Below are 17,426 nucleotides of genomic sequence, written 5' to 3' on the forward strand. Positions count from 1 at the left end.
CGCCGGCCCCCGCCCCCGGGTCGCGCCACCCCACCACCCCCTTCCGTAAGGGGCGAAACTCCCCTGCGTGCATGACGCCAAGAGCGGCAAGAAGATCGGCGAGAAGCCACGAGGCTCGGTGGCCTTTCCCGCCCAAAAATACCGGGAAGAATGTGCCTCGAACGGCCTCGAATGTCAGTCACGCAGGGTACTATTTAGGTATGCATTCAGTGACGGTCGAGCTCGGGGCCGCGTCCACCATGGAATTGGTGAACGCGCTCTCCGCCATCGCCACTGAACTCGCCACCAGAGACGTCCCCGAGTCGGCGGCCGCCTGCCTGGAACTCACTGAAACCCTCGCGGCCGCGTCCGATATGCAGGAAAGCGCGCTGGCTGGATTCATCGGCCGAGTTGACGCCACCGGAGAACAGGCCCGGTGGGGCTATCCCTCCACCCAGGCGTGGCTTCGCTCCCGGTTGGGCATGCGCGACAACCGCGCCAAGGAGCGCCTCACTCTCGCCCGGCAGCGCCACCGCCTGCCCCACGTCGCCGCCGCACTCGCCTCCGGCGACCTGTCCTTCGGCTACGCGACCACGGTCGCCGACTCGGTCGCCCGCCTGGACGACACCGACTGCGCAGAAGCCGAGACAACCCTGCTCGGCTTCATCGACCAAGGCTTCTCCGCCGGGAAGGTCGCCGCGTTCGGGCGCCGCATCCGCGACCTCATCGCCGAACGCGACGACACCGAAACCGCACCCGACGAGGACACCAAACGCGGCTACGCCAAGTCCTGGCTGACCACGACGCGTTCCCTGGACGGCGGCCGGTATGTGAAGGGCTGGCTGAACCCCGAAGACGCCGCCATCTTCGACGGCACGCTCGCTCCGCTGGCCAAGCCGGCCGGGCCCGACGACCGCCGCGACCTCTCCGAGCGCACCGCCGCCGCGCTCTCCAGCGTGCTGTCCGGTGGTCACAAGGCCACCAAGGTCACCGTCATCTGCGACCTGGAGACACTGACCGGAGGCAACGCCCCCGCCCGCCTCACCGACGGAACCCCGATCCCCGCCCCGCAGGCGCGCCGCATCGCCCTGGCCGCCGGAGTCTCACCCCTCCTCCTCGGACGCGGAAACACCCCGCTCTACCTGGGCCACCGGGAACGATTCGCCTCCGCAGCCCAACGCCAAGTCCTCGAAACCCTCTACCCGACCTGCGCGGTGCGGGAATGCGAGACCCCGGGCACACTCTGCGAAGTCGACCACGTCAACGGATGGGCACTCGGACACTCACCCACCGACATCGACCAACTCGCCCTCACCTGCGGATGGCACAACCGGTTCAAACACACGAGCCCTGACCAGATCCAGATCACCAAGGATCGAGACGGGCGGTACGTCTACCGGCTGCTACCGCCACCAGACGCCCGAGAGGCAACCGGACCACCCGGCGGCAACGGGCCACCAGGCGGCGACGGGCCACCCGATAGCGCCCTCGACTGGGCCGCGTAACGATCAGCCAGCATCACCACCACCTCCTCAGTGGATCCATCGTGACCGGGGTCGGGTGGTGGGCGGGTAGCGTCGTCGGCATGATCAACTGTTGGCTTGTGCGGGCGTTCGTCAACGCTGAGGGTGCGCATGGCAATCCGGCGCTCGTCGTGGTGGAGCCGGAGGGGAACTCGGTCACTGCTGTGCAACGCCAAGAACTGGCGACGCGGCTGGGCGTTCCCGCCAACGTATTCGTCCAGGACACAACGGCTGGACGGGTCAGCATTCACAGCAATTACGGGCAGTCGATCCGGTTCGGCGGTCACCCGCTTCTGGCCACTGTGGAGGCGTTGCACCGGATCGGAAAGGTTCCGAAAGAGCTGGTTCCGGACGCCGGGCCGGTGTCGTGCCGCCGGGACGAAGACGGCACGGTTTGGCTCACAGCGCCGGCGCGATGGTCGAAGCCGTGGCGGCATTACCAGATGGAGAGCGCCGCCGAGATCGACGCGCTGACCGGCCTTCCCGAAGGTGAGGACTTCACGCAGGTGTGGGCCTGGGAGGACCAGGAGGCCGGGCGGGTGCGGGCGCGGTTGTGGGCACCTCGGATCGGCAAGGGCGAGGACGAGGCGTGCGGCAGCGCATCCATGCTGCTGACCTTGAAACTCGGCCGTGGCCTTGAGGTTCTGCACGGTCGCCACCGGGCCATCATCCGTACGCGGCCGGTGGACGATGTGCAGGTGGAATTGGGTGGGCGTTGTGCGGTCGAACCGCCTGGGGAGGATGTCCGCGCCGCACTTGATGAGCTTTACATCGGTCGATGATGTAGAGCCGCTCGACACCCCTTACGGAAGGGGGTGGTGGGGTGGCGCGACCCGGGGGCGGGGCAGGCGGAGCCTGCCCCCATCACCTGCCCAGGGGCCGCAGAGGCTCCAAAGTCAAGGGTGGACGAAGTCCATCGCGAAGCGACGCCGAAGGCGCCCTTGACTTTGGAGGGGCGGCCCCGTACGCAAGCGCCACCCCACCACCCGAACAACCTTTTTTCCGGTCTCTCGAACACCCCTCTTGCCGAGGCACCTGAACACCACTCTTGCCGAGGCACACCATCACCCTCATCCAGGGTCACTCGAACACCCCCCTCGTCGAGGCACCCGAACACCACTCTTGGTGATGGGCCCGAACGCTCCTCTTGATGAACCCCCGAACACCCCCGGATGACGAACACTCGACCACCCCCCTACACGCCACACCCCAAAGGGACGCCACCAAAGCTCCGGAATACCGCCCGACGCCCTGCGAGCGTTCGCGGGGCCATGGTCTTCGTCCTCTCGTTAAGGGGTTGGTCCGGGGTGGCGGGCGCGGCTAGCGTGCGGCGGGTGGATCTCTTCGAACGGTCGTGGGCGGCGTTGCTCGCCGCGGTCGCCGGTCTTTCCGACGAGGACTTCGAGCGGCCGTCCGGGTGCGCCGGGTGGCTCGTGCGGGACCTCGCGTGCCATCTGGTCATCGACGCGCAGGACGTCCTGATCACCTTGGTGACGCCCGCAGCGACGGAGCCGACCGCGGACGCCGTCACCTACTGGGACGTCGCGGACGAGCCGCCGACCGGCGACGATCCGCTCGACGCGCTGATTCCGCGGCTCGCCGCGGCGTACGGGGAGCCGCGGTGGCTGAAGTTCCATCTCGATGACGTCGGGTCCGCGGCGGGGCGTGCGGCGGGGCTCGCGGATCGGGCTGCGCGGGTGAGCACGCAAGGGAAGGTGCTGACGGTGGCGGACTTCCTTTCGGCTTATGTCCTCGAATGGACGATGCATCACCTCGATCTGGTCGCGCATCTGCCGTCCGTCACGGGGCCTTCGGTGGAGGCGCTCTCGGCGACGCGGGCGTTGCTGGAGGGGATCGCCGGGGCGGCTTTCCCGGCTTCGTTCTCCGACACGGACGCGCTGCTGGTCGGTACGGGACGGCGGGCCGCGGCCGGGGCGGAGAAGGAAGCGCTGGGCGAGCTGGCCGCGAAGGTCCCGCTCATCCTCGGCTGAGGGCGAACGCGGCTCAGCGTGAGGTGAACGCTTCGGCGGTGCGGCCGGGGCTGGCGAAGGCGAAGACGGAGTGCGGGTCGTAGCCGGAGAACAGCAGCCGGATGACCACGATGGCCATGGCCTCCAGGTTGCGGGCCTGCCGGAGGTCGCCGGCGTCGAGGGGTTCGGCGCCGAGGTCGGTGATGAGGGTGCGGGCGGCGGGCTTGGCCTCCTCGTCGCCGGCGAACGGGACGGCGAGGGGGCGGCCGTCGACGGCGGGCGGGGTCATCGCCCAGACGGACGCGTGGGCCTGGTTGAACGCCTTGACGACGTGGGCGCCGGGGGCGAGGCGGGCGATCTCCTCGGCCATGGACGCGCCGTCCTGGTAGGTGACCTGGGAGAAGTCGCTGACGTCGACGGCGTTGCCGCAGTCGATCACGGGCTTGCCGGCGAGGGCGCCGCCGGCGGCGGCGAGGGTCTCCTCCAGGCCCTCGCGGCGGACGGCGACGAGGACGGAGTCGCCGAACTCGGCGGCGTCGCGGAGGGTTCCGGCGCGGGCGCCGATGCGCTTGGCGAGCGCCTCGGCCTTCTCGGGCGTGCGGCCGCCGATCAGGACGTCGTGTCCGGCGCGGATCCAGCCGGCGGCGAGCGACTCCGTCATCATTCCCGCGCCGAGCACACCGATCTTCATGAGGGCCTCCCATGGACCTGTCGGGTTCTGCGAAGGAATGTAGGAGCCCGTGGGGAACCAGTCGGTTCCTAGGCGGGGCGGGCGGCGAGGAGCGCGTCGGTGTTCTCCTCCGCCCAGCGGGACAGGGCGCAGACGGGGTCGAGGAGGCTGCGGCCGAGGGCGGTGAGGCGGTACTCGGTGCCGGGCGGGGCGGTGCGCAGCTCGCGGCGCTCGACGAGGCCGTTGTCGGCGAGGCGGCGCAGCGTCTGGGTGAGCATCTTGTTGCTGATCCCGCCGATCTTCGCGCGGAGCTCGCCGTACCGGGCGGGGCCGCGGCCGAGGGCGGTGATCACGACGACGGACCAGGTGTCGGAGATCAGCGCGAGGGTGGTGCGGGCGGGACAGTCGGCGAGGAACACGTCGTAGGCGACCACGTCCGGCAGGTTACGCCTTCGCGGGCGGGCGGCGGGCCCGGGCGAGGAGCGCGGCGGCGGGGCCGGTGGGGTCGGCGCCGGTGCGCCAGACGGCGCGCAGGGACCGCTCCACCGTCATGCCGGCGATCTCGATCCCGGTGAGGGTGCCGGCGGCGAGGTCGGCGGCGACGACGAGCTCGCTGATCAGGGCGGGTCCGGCGCCGGCGACGACCGCGTTGCGGACGGCGGTGCTCGACCCGAGTTCGAGCAGCGGCGGGACGGGTTCCAGGCCGTGCGCGGCGAACGCCTGCGCGGCGGCCTGCCGGGTGCCGGAGCCGGCCTCCCGGGTGATCAGCGGGGTGGCGGCGACCTCGGCCGGGTCGACGGGGCGGCGGCGCCGCGTCCAGCGGTGGCCGGGCGGTGCGACGAGGACGAGCCGGTCCCCGGCGACGGCGCGGGAGCGGAGCCCGGCCGGCCGGCCGGGCGACTCGATGAAGCCGAGGTCGATCTCGCCGTGCCGGGCGAGTTCGCAGACGCGGGAGGAGTTGGTGACCTGGAGGCCGACGTGCAGGCCGGGGTCGGCGCGGCGGAGGTCGCCGATTCAGGCGGGCAGCAGGTACTCGGCGACGGTGAGGCTGGCGGCGACGGACAGCTGCGCGGTGCGGGCGCGGTGCAGGGCGGCGGCGCCGTCGGTGAGGGCGGTGAGGTCGTCGAGGACGCGGCGGGCCCATCCGGTGACGAGGGTCCCGTCGGCGGTGAGGGCGGAGCCGCGGCGGGTGCGGTCGAGGAGGCGCAGCCCGAGCCGGCGCTCCAGCCGGGACAGCCGCTTGCTGGCCGAGGGCTGGCTGATGCCGAGCTCGGCGGCCGCGGCGGTGAGGCTGCCCTGGTCGGCGACGTGTACGAGCAGCTGGAGCGATTCCAGGTCCGGGGGTTGTGCCATGCCCTCAGGTTATGACGTGAGGCCGGATCGCCCGCTTCCGGCGTGGTCCCGGGTCCCCGAGGGTCGGATGCATGAGCACAACGGTGGAGGCGGTGCGGCCGGAGCGGGTGCGGTCGTGGACGAGGCGGACGGGGCCGGGCGTCGCGGTGGCGGGAGCGGGCGCGGCGGCGGCGATGGTGATCAACGGGTGGGTGCCGGCGCTGAGCGCGCTGACGATGGCGGTGCTGCTCGGCGTGCTGGTCGGCGGGGCGCTGCCCGAGTCCGCGGCGGACGGGCTGCAGTGGGCGACGCGCAAGTTCCTGCGGGTCGGTGTGGTGCTGCTGGGCCTGCAGCTCAGCGTGGGCGAGGTGCTGCGGCTGGGGCCGGGGATGCTGGCGGTGGTGCTGGTCACGGTCCTGGCCGGGTTCGCCGGGACGCTGGTTCTCGGCCGGCTGGTCGGGGTGCCGAAGGGGCTCGCGCTGATGGTGGCGACCGGGTTCTCGATCTGCGGGGCGTCGGCGATCGTGGCGATGGACAGCGTCGCGCGCAGCCGCAAGGAGGACGTCGCGACGGGCGTGACGCTCGTGACGATCTACGGCAGCGCGGCGATCGTGGTCGTCCCGTTCCTCGGGACGCACGTGTTCGGGCTGAGCCGCGAGTCGCTCGGCATGTGGGCGGGGCTGAGCGTCCACGAGGTCGCGCAGGTGGTGGCGGCGGCGTCGCCGGCCGGTGCCGCGGCGGTCGGCACGGCGGTGATCGTGAAGCTGACCCGGGTGGTGCTGCTCGCGCCGATGGTCGCGGGGATGGGCCTGGTCGAGCGGCGCGGCGGCGTCCACGCGGAGGGGAAGCGGCCGCCGGTGGTGCCGCTGTTCGTCGTCGGGTTCCTGGTGATGCTGGCGCTGCGCAGCGCCGGCGTGGTCCCGGGCCCGGTCCTGGCGGGCGCCAAGGACGTCTCGACGGTGCTGCTGGCGGCGGCGATGTTCGGCCTGGGGTCGGCGGTGCGCGTCAAGGAGCTGGTGCGGACGGGACGGCGCGGGCTCGTCCTCGGCGCGCTGTCGACCCTGCTGGTCGGGACGGTCGCGCTCACCGCGCTCACCCTCATCCCCCGCTGACCCCGGGCAGGTCAGCGCATGACGGTGGTCAGCACGTCGGAGCCGAGCGACAGCAGGAGCTGCGCGTGCAGCCGGTGGTAGATCATGCGGCCTTCGCGGCGGGACGTGATGAGCCCGACCTCGCGCAGCCGCCGCAGGTGCCGGGACACCTGCGGCTCGGAGATGCCCGTCCGCTGCGCCAGCTCGGAGGTGGTGATCGGCTCGCCGAGCAGGTGCCGGCACATCTCGAACCGGCCCGGCTCGGAGATCGCGGCGAGCCGGTCGCGGATGAGGGACTGGCGGGCGGACGGGCGCTGCTCCCAGTCCCCGGCGATGAAGTGGACGACGAGCGGCAGCCCGTCGTCCCCGGTCTTGAGGATGAGGTGCGGCCAGCCGTGCAGGGTCGGGACGAGGAAGCAGCCCCGCTCGGCGACCTTGCCCGTCGCCGACTGGAGCTTGTCGTAGTGGACGCGGGCGGGCCGCTCGGTGACGGTGGCGGTCGGGCTGACCGAGGTGAGCACGGTCAGCGCGGACTCCTTGCGCAGCTGCTCCCGGACGGGCGCGGCGGTGTCCTTCAGGCGCGGCCCGATGCGGCGCCATTCGGCGTCGAAGAACGCGGCGGCGCAGCGTTCGAGGGTGTCGGCGAGGTGCTCGCGGAAGCCGTCCGGGTCCTCGACCAGGGCGCGGGCCAGCTCGCCGCGGGAGAACGAGCGGCGCTCGCTGGCCTTGACGAACGCGCGCCGCACGTCCGCGTCCCGCAGCTGGTCCGCGCCCGGGAACGTCAGCCCGCGGATCGCGAACGCCGCGAGCCGGGTGAACTCGTCCGCGTCGAGGCGGGCGAGGCCGTCCAGCTCGGCGGACAGTTCGAGGTCGAGGGGCTTGCGCATCGGCAGGAACAGCCGGCAGCGGTACCGGGCCCACAGCGGCGCGAACCGGTTCAGCTCCTGGACGAGCGGCTCCGGCAGCGCCTCCCGGGTGCGGGCGAGCCACGCCCGCGACTCGGGATGGTGCTCGGGCTCGGCGAGGGTGTGCAGGCACGCCATCAGCTCGGCCAGCGGCGACGTCCCCACCGCGAAGTGCGATGCCTGCGCCCCGTCCACGTCGAGCGTGACGACCATGGCCCGAATCCTAACCGCGGCCGGGGCCGCGCCCGGGCCCGTCGTCCAGGACGTGCACCGACAGCCACGACGGGTGCTCCGGCGACAGGTGCACCTCGTTGACGGCCACGACGCGCCGCCGCGCCGCCGCTTCCGGGCCGCCGGTGTTGGGGTTGACGTCGAAGCGCGGGAAGTTGCTCGACGACACGTCCAGCCGGATGCGGTGGCCCTTGGCGAACAGGTTCGCGGTGTCGGGCGCGGTCACGGTGATCTCGTAGACGGTGCCGGGCCGCATCGGCTCCGGGTTCGCGAACGAGTTCCGGTACCGGCAGCGCAGGATCCCGTCGGTGAGGTTCATCGCGTAGCCGTTGGGATAGTCGGCGTTCGGCGGGTGGACGTCGATGAGCCGGACGGTGAAGTCGGTGTCCGGCGCGCTCGACGCCACCGACAGCCGCACCCGGACCGGCCCGGCGATCGCGACGTCGCGTTCCAGCGGCTCGGTCTGGAAGACGAGCACGTCGGGACGGGCCGCGATCGGCAGGTACGGCGGTTCGCAGCCGAACGTGCCGTCGGTCGGGCACTGGTCGAACGCGCCGCCGTGCATGACGGGCTCGCCAGACGTGATCTGCCCGCCGATCGTCGGGACGGGGTTCGCCGGGTCGAAGTCGTATTCGAGCCGGTCGTCGGCGCCGTCCTGCGGCGATTCCGCGGTGAGGGAGCCGTCCTGCCGCAGGTAGAGCCGGACGGCGGTCGCCTCCTGCGGCGGCCAGGTGGCGGCGGTGCGCCACTCGCCGCCGTGGTCCAGCCGCCCCTCCTCGTTGCGGCGGCCGCTGCCGCCGCCCATGAGGAAGTACTGGACGCGCGGGAAGTCCTCCCCGGCGCCGTCTCCCGACCCGTCGCCGCCGCCGAGGTGGCGGGCGAACCAGCGGGCGCGGAACTCCCAGTAGTCGGGGGCGAGGTTGCCGTCCAGGACGGCGCGGGGCCCGAAGTCCACGTCACCGGAGTACCGGACGCTGCGGGCGCCGTGCGTCCACGGCCCGACGACCAGGTACGCCGGGCTCGACTTCGCCTCGGTGAGCGCGCGGAAGTTCTCCACCGCGGTCAGGACGTACGGGTCGTACCAGCTGACCATGTGCAGGCTCGGCACGTCCGGGAACCGGTCGTAGGAGCCGCGCCCGAACAGGCCGAGCCGCTGCCAGAACTCGCCGAACGCGCCGTGCTCCCACTGTTCGAGCAGGTACTCCTCGTACTCGGGCACGGCGCGCAGCGGGGACGCGCCGCGCCGCCACGGCATCGCGCGGAACCAGGCGGGCAGGTCCTGCGACTGCAGCGACGCCCGGACGACGGGGTCGCGGTGCGCGGCGGGGCTGTTCAGCGCGTGCCGGTACGCCCACGTCGCCTGCTTGAGCTCGAACGCGCCGCCCATCCGGATGCCCGCCTCGTACGCGCTGGCGAACCCGCCGGAGTCGACGAACATCGCGGCGAGGTGGCGCGGCGACAGCGCGGCCAGCGCGGTCTGCACGTGCGCGGAGTACGAGACCCCGGTGGTGGCGACGCGGCCGTCGCACCACGGCTGCGCGCCGATCCACTCGACGGTGTCGAAGCCGTCCTCGGCCTCGCCGAGGTACTTGACGAACTGCCCCTCCGAGTCGCCCCTGCCCCGGCAGTCCTGGCGGACGACGTTGTACCCGCGGCCGACGAAGATCGCCGCGGACCGGTCCGGGAACACCGGCTCGCCGTGCCGGTCCAGGCCGTCGGACTCGCGCCGCGCCCGCCGCCCGTACGGGGTGCGTTCCAGCAGGACGGGCCGCGCCTCCAGCTCGCGGTCGGCGCTGTACAGGTCCGCCACCAGGACGGCGCCGTCGCGCATGGCGGTGCGCACGACGCGCCGCCACACCGAGCCGCCGTCCGGCAGCGCGATCTCCTCCGCCTCCTCGGCGACGGCCCCCGACTCCATCACCGTCATGAAGAGGAGCCGCCCTGGGTGCCCTCGGCGCCCTGCCCGTTCCCGCCGGCCTGACCGTTCCCGCCGTCCTGGCCGACCTGCGAGCCGAGCGCGGGCCAGATCTTCACCAGCTCGGGACGCGGCGCCTCGACGAACCACTTCTTGTAGATCTTCAGGAAGGTGCCGTCCTGCACCATCGCGCCGAGCTGCCCGTCGAAGGCCTGCTGGAACTTGGTGTTCTTCTTCTGGACGGCCATCGCGGTCGCGTGGTCGACGGGCGCCGACACCGCGGGCTTGAGCGCGCTGTACTTCTTCAGGTAGGCGTCCGCGTCCGGGCCGCCGACGACGAACGCGTCCAGGTTGCCCGACAGCAGCTGCGTGACCGCGGTGTTCTGGTTCTGGAACTGGACCTGCTTCGCGCCCGGCATCTTCGACTTCACGAACTCCTGCTGGACGGCGCCGGTGATGTCGCCGACCCGCTTGCCGGAGAAGTCCGTCAGCTTCGTGGCGGTGGAGTTCTTGCGGGTCAGGACGGTCGTGGTGCTCCAGTACACGCCCTTGGTGAACGACACCTGCTTCTGCCGCTCCGCCGTGACGCCGAGCCCGCTCGCCGCCAGGTCGTACTGGCCGGACGACAGGCCCTGCAGCGCCGCCGGGACCGCGCTCGCCTTGTACTCCACCTTCAGCTTCAGCCGCTTGGCGACCTCGTCGGTGAGGTCGACGATGAAGCCCTGCGGCTTGCCGCCCTTGTCGGCGGCCGCGAACGGGGGCTGGTCGGTGGAGACCGCCGCGAGGACGGTGCCGGCCTCCTCCAGCCCGTACGGGTTGTCCTTGCCGGAGCCGCCGCCGCAGCCGGCGAGCGTCAGGGCCGCCGCGGCGACCGCGCCGCCCGCCGCGAAGCGGACGCCGAAAGCCTTGTTCATGTGCTTGTCCTGCCTTTTCGTGGGGGTGTCAGAGGACCTTGGAGAGGAACTCGCGGAACCGCGGGCTGGACGGGGCGTCGAGCACCGCGCGGGCCTCGCCCTCCTCGGCGATCAGCCCGTCGTCCATGAACATCACGCGGTCGGCGGCCTCGCGGGCGAACCCGATCTCGTGCGTGACGACGACCATGGTCATCCCGGTGCCGGCCAGCTCCCGCATCACCGCGAGGACGTCGCCGACCAGCTCCGGGTCGAGCGCGGAGGTCGCCTCGTCGAACAGCATCACCTCGGGGCTCATCGCGAGGCTCCGGGCGATCGCGACGCGCTGCTGCTGCCCGCCGGACAGGTTCCCCGGCCGCTGCCGGGCCAGCTGCCCGAGCCCGAGCCGGGCGAGCTGCGCGTGCCCGATCTCCTCCGCCTCCGCCTTGCCCATCCCGCGGACGTGCCGCAGCGCGAGCGTGACGTTGTCCAGCACGTTCAGGTGCCCGAACAGGTTGAAGTGCTGGAAGACCATGCCGATCTTCGCGCGGGCGGCGTCGACGTCGACCTTCGGGTCGGTGAGCGTCGTCCCGGACACGACCACGCTGCCGGACGTGGGCTGCTCCAGCAGGTTCAGGCACTTCAGCATCGTCGACTTGCCGGACCCGGACCGGCCGAGCACGCACAGCACCTCGCTCGGCGCCACGTCGAAGCTCACCCCGCGCAGGATCTCGGTGTCGCCGTAGGACTTGCGCAGGTCCCGGACGCTGATCGCCGTCTGCGTCTGCGTCGCCGTCGTCATGCCCGCTCCTTCACCGCGGTGCCCGCGGTCAGCTCGCCCGTGGTCGTCCCGCCCGCGATGCCCGCGGCGCCGGTCCCGTCCTCCTGGACGAGGGCCGCCGCCGGCCGCCGCGCGCCGCGCCCGCCGCCCTCGCGCATCCGCCGGTCCAGCCAGTTGACGAGGTACGTCAGCGGGATCGTGATCACGAGGTAGCAGAGCCCGGCCGCGACCAGCGCCGACGCGTTGTAGCTCGCGGCCTGCCGCTCCTGCGCGATGAAGTACAGCTCCCGCTGCCCGACGCCGAGGCCGAGCAGGTAGACCAGCGAGCTCTCCTTGATGTCGACGATGAACTGCCCGGCGAGGGCGGGCAGCACGTTCCGGATCCCCTGCGGGACCACGACCAGCCGCATCGTCTTCAGGTAGGACATCCCGAGGCTGCGGCCCGCCTGCAGCTGCCCGGGCGGCACCGCCTGGATCCCGGACCGGAAGATCTCCGCGCAGTACGCCGCGGAGATCAGCCCGACCGCGATCACCGCGTAGCCGAGCGGGTTGCGGCCGAACGGCCGGACCCCCGCGGCGGGCAGCCCGAGCCCGATCAGGCTGACCGTCACGATCGCCGGCAGCCCCCGGAAGACGTCCACGTAGAGCCGGGCGGGCAGCCGCACCAGCCGCCGCCGCGACAGCAGCAGCACCGCCAGCAGCACGCCGACGACCAGGCCGAACAGGATGGCCAGCACCGCGATCAGCAGCGTGTTGCGCAGCCCCTCGGTCAGCAGCGTCGGGAGTGCGCCACGGATCTCCGACCAGTCGAAGAACGTATGCAGGAAGTCGCTCACACTCGCTCCGATCTCACGGCGTCCACCGGCTGTCCGGCGCACCGGCCGGCCGTCCGGCGGTCCTCGGCCGACCCCGCGTCCACCGCGGACGGGCGTCGCCGGTGCGCTCACACTAGGCGCAGGGTAGGCGACTGAACAGGATCGTTGCGCCAACGCGTTAATCATTGGCCGCACCCTCACATCGGCCGCGCGGCCCCTCCGGCCGGCGGCGCGGCCGGGCGCGGCCAGGGGGCGGCCGGGGGGCACGGGCCTGGGCACGGCCTGGGAAAAGCGAAGGGACCGGCCGTGACCTGGGCGGGGTCACGGCCGGTCCCTGGGAGGGGCCGGCGCTTTCTAGTCGTCGATGGCGGCGTAGGCGGTGGTCCAGAAGTCCTGGAAGTGGTGCGGCGGCTCCGGGGAGGTCATGGCGCGCTGGGTGAAGACGATCCCGATCATGTCCTCGCCGGGGTCGGCGTAGGCGGACGTGCCGAGCCCGCCCGTCCAGCCGAACCGGCCCGGGCGGACGAACAGGTCGTCGCGGCGGCCGTCGACGGCGAGGCCGAAGCCCCAGCCGCCGGAGCCGAGGAACATCCCGTTGCCCGCCTTCTGCTCCGGCGTCAGCCGGTCGGTGGTCATCAGCTCGACGGACGGCCGGGACAGCAGCCGCCCGCCCGGGTAGCGGCCGCCGTCCAGCAGCATCCGCAGGAACGCGCGGTAGTCGTCGACGGTGGAGAGCAGGCCCGGGCCGCCGCTGCCGCCGGGGAAGACCGGCGGGCGGTCGTAGGCGCCGTCGCGGGGGTCGGGGCGGCGGACGAGCGCGCCGGTGCCGGGGTCGGTGGTGTAGGACGCGGCGATCCTGCCGGTGTCGGCGGCCGGCACGGTGTAGCCGGTGTCGCGCATCCCGAGCGGCTCGAAGATCCGTTCGCGGAGGAAGTCCTCCAGCGGGCGGCCGGCGGCGCGGGCGATCAGCACGCCGGCCACGTCGGCGCCGGTGTTGTAGAGCCAGCCGGCGCCCGGCTGGTGCGCGAGCGGCAGCGCGCCGAGCCGCTTCAGCCACTCGTCGGGGCCGCAGGGCGGGCCGTCCGGGCCGTTGTCCACGCCGGTGTCGAGCATCGCCTGCGTGATCGGCGGCAGGCCCTCCGGGAGGAACGACACGCCGTAGCCGAGCGTGAACGTGAGCGCGTCGCGCAGGGTGATCGGCCGCTCGGCGGGGACGGTGTCGTCGAGCAGGCCGTCGAGGCGGCGCAGCACGCGGCGGTCGGCGAGCTCCGGCAGCAGGTGGTGCAGCGGGTCGTCGAGGCGGAGCCGGCACTCCTCGACCAGGATCATCGCGGCGGCGGCGGTGACCGCCTTGGTGAGCGACGCGATCCGGAAGAGGGTGTCGCGCCGCATGGGGGCGTCGCCGCCCGCTTCGAGGGCGCCCGCCTCGATCACGTGCGTGTGCCCGCGCCGGTGGACGAGCGCGACGAAGCCGGGCAGCTCGCCGCGGTCGACGAAACCGGTCATCACCCGGCGCATCCGGTCCAGCCCCGCCGCGGAGAACCCGCCGTCGTCGCTCATGTCGCTCCTCGTGGTCGGCTCTTGCAGGTAGGTCGGCTCTTGCGGTTATGACCGTCCAGCGGCCCGGAACTCATCGGCGCGGGCCGGGTTCAGGCGACGGGTTCCAGGGGCGGGCGGGTGTCGAACTGGGTCTCGTACAGGTCGGCGTAGCGGCCGCCCGCGGCGAGGAGCTCGTCGTGGGTGCCGCGCTCGACGATCCGGCCCTCCTCCACGACCAGGATCAGGTCGGCGGCGCGGACGGTGGACAGCCGGTGCGCGATCACCACGGCGGTGCGCCCGTCGAGGGCCTCGGCGAGGGCCTCCTGGACGGCGGCCTCGGACGTGGAGTCCAGGTGCGCGGTCGCCTCGTCGAGGATGACGACGCGCTGCCGGGCCAGCAGCAGCCGGGCGATGGTGAGCCGCTGCCGCTCGCCGCCCGACAGCCGGTAGCCGCGCTCGCCGACGATCGTGTCGAGGCCGTCCGGCAGCCCCGCGATCAGCGCGTCGAGGCGGGCGCGGCGCAGCACGTCCCACAGCTCGTCCTCGGTCGCCTCGGGGCGGGCCAGCAGCAGGTTGGCGCGGATCGACTCGTGGAACAGGTGGCCGTCCTGGGTGACCATGCCGAGCGTCGCGCGGATCGAGGCGAACGACAGGTCGCGGACGTCGACGCCGCCGAGCCGGACGGCGCCGGCGTCGGCGTCGTACAGCCGCGGCAGCAGCTGCGCGATCGTGGACTTGCCGGCGCCGGACGAGCCGACGAGCGCGACCATCTGCCCGGGTTCGGCGCGGAACGACACGTCGTGCAGGACGTCGACGCCGCCGCGGGTGTCGAGCGTCGCGACCTCCTCCAGCGAGGCGAGGGAGACCTTGTCGGCGGCGGGGTAGGCGAAGGTGACGCCGTCGAACTCGACCGCGACGGGGCCGTCCGGGACGTCGCGCGGCTCGGGCTTCTCGGCGACGAGCGGGCGCAGGTCGAGCACCTCGAAGACGCGCTCGAAGCTGACCAGCGCGCTCATCACCTCGACGCGGGCGCTGGCGAGCGCGGTCAGCGGCGCGTACAGCCGGGTGAGCAGCAGCGCGAGGGCGACGACGGCGCCGGCGTCGAGGTGGCCGCGCAGCGACAGCCAGCCGCCGAGCCCATAGACGAGGGCGAGGGCCAGGGCCGACACCATCGTCAGCGCGGTGATGAACACGTGCTGCACCATCGCGGTGCGGACGCCGATGTCGCGGACGCGGCGGGCGCGCGCGGCGAACTCGGCGGACTCGCGGTCGGGCCTGCCGAACAGCTTGACCAGGGTGGCGCCGGGCGCGGAGAACCGCTCGGTCATCTGGGTACTCATCGCGGCGTCGTGCCGGGCGGCCTCGCGCTCCAGCCCGGCGAGGCGGGTGCCCATCCGGCGGGCGGGCAGCACGAAGACCGGCAGCAGCACCAGCGCGAGCAGCGTGACCTGCCAGGAGATGCTCACCATGACGGCCAGCGTCAGCAGCAGCGTCACGAGGTTGCTGACCACGCCGGACAGCGTGTCGCTGAACGCGCGCTGCGCGCCGATCACGTCGTTGTTGAGCCGGCTGACGAGCGCGCCGGTGCGGGTGCGGGTGAAGAACGCGACCGGCATCCGCTGGACGTGGTCGAACACGGCGGTGCGCAGGTCGAGGATGAGGCCCTCGCCGATGCGGGCCGACAGCCACCGGTTGGCGAGGCCGAGCCCGCCCTCGGCGACCGCGAGCACCGCGATCAGCACCGCCAGCCCGACCACGGTGGACGTCGCGGACCGGTCGACGATCGCGTTCACCACCCGTCCGGCGAGCACGGGCGTCGCGACGGCGAGCACCGCCATCACCACGCTGAGCAGCAGGAACGCGTACAGGGGCCGGCGGTGGGGGCGGGCGAAGGCGGCGATCCGGCGCAGCGTCGCCTTCGAGAACGGCCGGCGGTCGTCCTGCGCGTTCATGGCGTGGTGCAGCGACATCCACGCGGTGACTTCCATGTCCATGTCGGGCGGTCCTCGGTCGTCGTCGGCTCGGGGCCCCATCCTGAAACCTCAACGAATGTTGAGGTCAAGTCGTCGGCGAGGCCATCGTCGCGCGCGGGTACGACAATCCGGTGTCGATCACCGATAATCCGAGTGATCGGCGACAGAGGGGGGCGAACGTGGGGACCGGCATCGGTATCGACGTGGAGAAGGCTCGGGCGGACACACCGGGCTGCGCGCGTGTGGCGCACCTGAACAACGCGGGCGCGGCGCTGCCGCCCGCACCCGTGATCGAGGCGGTCGCGGAGCACTTCGCGCTGGAGACGACGATCGGCGGCTACGAGGCGGCCGAGCAGAACGCGGACGCCGTCGAGCACTTCTACGGCGCGGTCGCAGGGCTGATCGGCGCGCGCGCGGACGAGATCGCCTACGTGGAGAACGCGACGCGCGCCTGGGACATGGCCTTCTACGCGATCCCGTTCGCCGAAGGCGACCGCATCCTCACCACCACCAGCGAGTACTCCAGCAACGCGATCGCCTACCAGCAGGTCGCCGCGGCCAAGGGCGCCCGGGTCGAGGTGATCCCCGACGACGCGAACGGCACGCTCGCCCTGGACGCGCTCGAAGCCGAACTCGCCAAGGGCGGCGTCCGGCTCGTCTCGCTCAACCACATCCCGACCTACAACGGGCTCGTCAACCCGGTCGCGGAGGTCGGGCGGCTCTGCCGCGAGCACGGCGTCCTCTACCTGCTGGACGCGTGCCAGTCCGTCGGGCACCTCGCCCTGGACGTCGCCGAGATCGGCTGCGACATGCTGTCCGCGACGGGCCGCAAGTACCTGCGCGGGCCGCGCGGCACCGGGTTCCTGTACGTGCGGCGGGAGATCGTCCGGACGCTGGAACCGCCGTTCCTCGACCTGACGGCCGCCGAGTGGAAGGCGCCCGACGGCTTCGAGATCCGGGACGACGCGCGCCGCTTCGAGACCTGGGAGCGGTACGTCGCCGGGCAGATCGGGCTCGCCGCCGCCGCGGACTACGCGTCCGCGCTCGGCATCGCCGCCATCGAGGAGCGCGTCACCGGCCTCGCGGCGTCACTGCGCCGGATGCTGGCCGGCCGGCCCGGCGTCACGGTCCTCGACCGCGGCGAGCACCCGTCCGGCATCGTCACGTTCACCGTGGACGGCCACGCCCCGGAGGCGGTCAAGGCGGCGGCGCGGGCCCGCGACGTCAACGTCAGCGTGGCGCAGCCGAGGACCCACGGATACGACCCGCACGGCCTCGACGCGGCCGTGCGGGCCTCCGTGCACTACTACAACACCGAGGAGGACCTGGAGCGCCTGCTCGCGGCCCTCCCCTAGCGCCGGCGCGCCGCCGTCAGGTGTTGGGGCGGGCGGCGCTGATGTCGGCGAGGGCCGACGCGGAGTCCCGCTCGATCGCGAGGTCGCCGATGGAGACGATGCCGACGGGGCGCCCGTCCTCCAGGACGGGCAGCCGCCGCACGGACCGCTCCCGCATGATCTGCGCGGCCTTGTCGAGCGAGTCGTCCGGCCCGACCGTCGCGGTGACGCTGCTGGCGAGCCCGCCGATCGTGGCCTGGGCCGGGTCGCCGCCCGCGGCGAGCCCGCGCACCACCAGGTCCCGGTCGGTGACGACGCCCAGCAGGTCGTCGCCCTCGGCGACCAGCACCGTGCCGATGTCCTCGTCGCGCATCGCCCGCGCCACCGTGACGATGTCGAGTTCCGGGGACACCGACGTCGGCGAACCGGTCATGATGTCGCGGATCTTCGTGGCCATTTGCACACACCCCTCGTGGTC

General features: G+C 72.8%; 17 protein-coding genes. 5 read left to right on the forward strand and 12 right to left on the reverse strand.

Features of this window, described 5'->3' with window-relative positions; genetic code table 11:
- Positions 1 to 200 precede the first annotated feature (200 nt).
- The 3 genes from F9B16_RS16980 (at position 201) to F9B16_RS16990 (ending at position 3,493) form a co-directional block, all read left to right on the forward strand.
- Positions 201 to 1,484 (forward strand): HNH endonuclease signature motif containing protein, encoded by a 1,284-nt coding sequence (locus tag F9B16_RS16980; protein WP_192808832.1) that lies wholly within the window; start codon positions 201 to 203, stop codon positions 1,482 to 1,484.
- Between the two features lie 80 nt (positions 1,485 to 1,564).
- Positions 1,565 to 2,284 (forward strand): PhzF family phenazine biosynthesis protein, encoded by a 720-nt coding sequence (locus tag F9B16_RS16985; protein ID WP_151541054.1) that lies wholly within the window; start codon positions 1,565 to 1,567, stop codon positions 2,282 to 2,284.
- 552 nt (positions 2,285 to 2,836) lie between these two features.
- Positions 2,837 to 3,493, forward strand: a complete 657-nt coding sequence (locus F9B16_RS16990) for a maleylpyruvate isomerase N-terminal domain-containing protein (protein WP_151541055.1) — start codon at positions 2,837 to 2,839, stop codon at positions 3,491 to 3,493.
- Between the two features lie 13 nt (positions 3,494 to 3,506).
- Here F9B16_RS16990 and F9B16_RS16995 read toward each other — a convergent pair whose 3' ends face one another.
- From F9B16_RS16995 to F9B16_RS52720, 4 genes are all read right to left on the reverse strand, one after another.
- Positions 3,507 to 4,163 carry an NADPH-dependent F420 reductase gene (locus tag F9B16_RS16995; RefSeq protein ID WP_151541056.1) on the reverse strand — a complete coding sequence of 219 codons (657 nt, stop codon included), beginning with the start codon at positions 4,161 to 4,163 and terminating at the stop codon, positions 3,507 to 3,509.
- A gap of 68 nt (positions 4,164 to 4,231) precedes the next feature.
- Positions 4,232 to 4,576, reverse strand: a complete 345-nt coding sequence (locus tag F9B16_RS17000; RefSeq protein ID WP_151541057.1) for a winged helix-turn-helix transcriptional regulator — start codon at positions 4,574 to 4,576, stop codon at positions 4,232 to 4,234.
- Between the two features lie 10 nt (positions 4,577 to 4,586).
- Positions 4,587 to 5,156: a LysR substrate-binding domain-containing protein gene (locus F9B16_RS52715; protein WP_225991697.1), complete on the reverse strand. Its 570-nt coding sequence runs from the start codon at positions 5,154 to 5,156 to the stop codon at positions 4,587 to 4,589.
- Entirely contained in the window at positions 5,157 to 5,495 is a 339-nt protein-coding gene (locus tag F9B16_RS52720) for a LysR family transcriptional regulator (RefSeq protein WP_225991690.1), read from the reverse strand.
- 71 nt (positions 5,496 to 5,566) lie between these two features.
- Between F9B16_RS52720 and F9B16_RS17010 the strand changes: the two genes are divergently transcribed.
- Positions 5,567 to 6,586 carry a YeiH family protein gene (locus tag F9B16_RS17010; protein ID WP_151541058.1) on the forward strand — a complete coding sequence of 340 codons (1,020 nt, stop codon included), beginning with the start codon at positions 5,567 to 5,569 and terminating at the stop codon, positions 6,584 to 6,586.
- An 11-nt stretch (positions 6,587 to 6,597) separates the two neighbouring features.
- On the opposite strand, the gene F9B16_RS17015 is transcribed toward F9B16_RS17010, so the two are convergent.
- From F9B16_RS17015 to F9B16_RS17045, 7 genes are all read right to left on the reverse strand, one after another.
- The gene (locus F9B16_RS17015; protein WP_151541059.1) at positions 6,598 to 7,683 is read right to left on the reverse strand and encodes a DUF5937 family protein; all 1,086 of its coding nucleotides are present in this window, start codon (positions 7,681 to 7,683) and stop codon (positions 6,598 to 6,600) included.
- Between the two features lie 10 nt (positions 7,684 to 7,693).
- A complete protein-coding gene (locus F9B16_RS17020; protein WP_225991691.1) occupies positions 7,694 to 9,628 on the reverse strand; it encodes a CocE/NonD family hydrolase in 1,935 nt (644 codons plus the stop codon).
- The gene (locus F9B16_RS17025; RefSeq protein ID WP_151541060.1) at positions 9,625 to 10,530 is read right to left on the reverse strand and encodes a substrate-binding periplasmic protein; all 906 of its coding nucleotides are present in this window, start codon (positions 10,528 to 10,530) and stop codon (positions 9,625 to 9,627) included. The genes F9B16_RS17020 and F9B16_RS17025 overlap by 4 nt, the downstream gene beginning before the upstream one ends.
- A gap of 28 nt (positions 10,531 to 10,558) precedes the next feature.
- Positions 10,559 to 11,308, reverse strand: coding sequence for an amino acid ABC transporter ATP-binding protein (locus F9B16_RS17030; protein ID WP_151541061.1), 750 nt, complete (start codon positions 11,306 to 11,308; stop codon positions 10,559 to 10,561).
- A complete protein-coding gene (locus tag F9B16_RS17035) occupies positions 11,305 to 12,123 on the reverse strand; it encodes an amino acid ABC transporter permease (RefSeq protein WP_225991692.1) in 819 nt (272 codons plus the stop codon). Before F9B16_RS17035 ends, F9B16_RS17030 begins: the two co-directional genes overlap by 4 nt.
- 333 nt (positions 12,124 to 12,456) lie before the next feature.
- Positions 12,457 to 13,662 (reverse strand): serine hydrolase domain-containing protein, encoded by a 1,206-nt coding sequence (locus tag F9B16_RS17040; protein WP_151541063.1) that lies wholly within the window; start codon positions 13,660 to 13,662, stop codon positions 12,457 to 12,459.
- 89 nt (positions 13,663 to 13,751) lie between these two features.
- Positions 13,752 to 15,635: an ABC transporter ATP-binding protein gene (locus F9B16_RS17045; protein WP_151541064.1), complete on the reverse strand. Its 1,884-nt coding sequence runs from the start codon at positions 15,633 to 15,635 to the stop codon at positions 13,752 to 13,754.
- Between the two features lie 158 nt (positions 15,636 to 15,793).
- On the opposite strand from F9B16_RS17045, the gene F9B16_RS17050 reads away from it, so the two are divergent.
- On the forward strand, positions 15,794 to 16,969 hold the full coding sequence (locus tag F9B16_RS17050) for an aminotransferase class V-fold PLP-dependent enzyme (RefSeq protein ID WP_225991693.1): 1,176 nt from the start codon (positions 15,794 to 15,796) through the stop codon (positions 16,967 to 16,969).
- 16 nt (positions 16,970 to 16,985) lie between these two features.
- On the opposite strand, the gene F9B16_RS17055 is transcribed toward F9B16_RS17050, so the two are convergent.
- On the reverse strand, positions 16,986 to 17,405 hold the full coding sequence (locus F9B16_RS17055) for a CBS domain-containing protein (RefSeq protein ID WP_151541065.1): 420 nt from the start codon (positions 17,403 to 17,405) through the stop codon (positions 16,986 to 16,988).
- Between the last annotated feature and the right edge of the window lie 21 nt (positions 17,406 to 17,426).

It is taken from the genome of Actinomadura montaniterrae (assembly GCF_008923365.1).
GTDB classification, from domain to species: domain Bacteria; phylum Actinomycetota; class Actinomycetes; order Streptosporangiales; family Streptosporangiaceae; genus Spirillospora; species Spirillospora montaniterrae.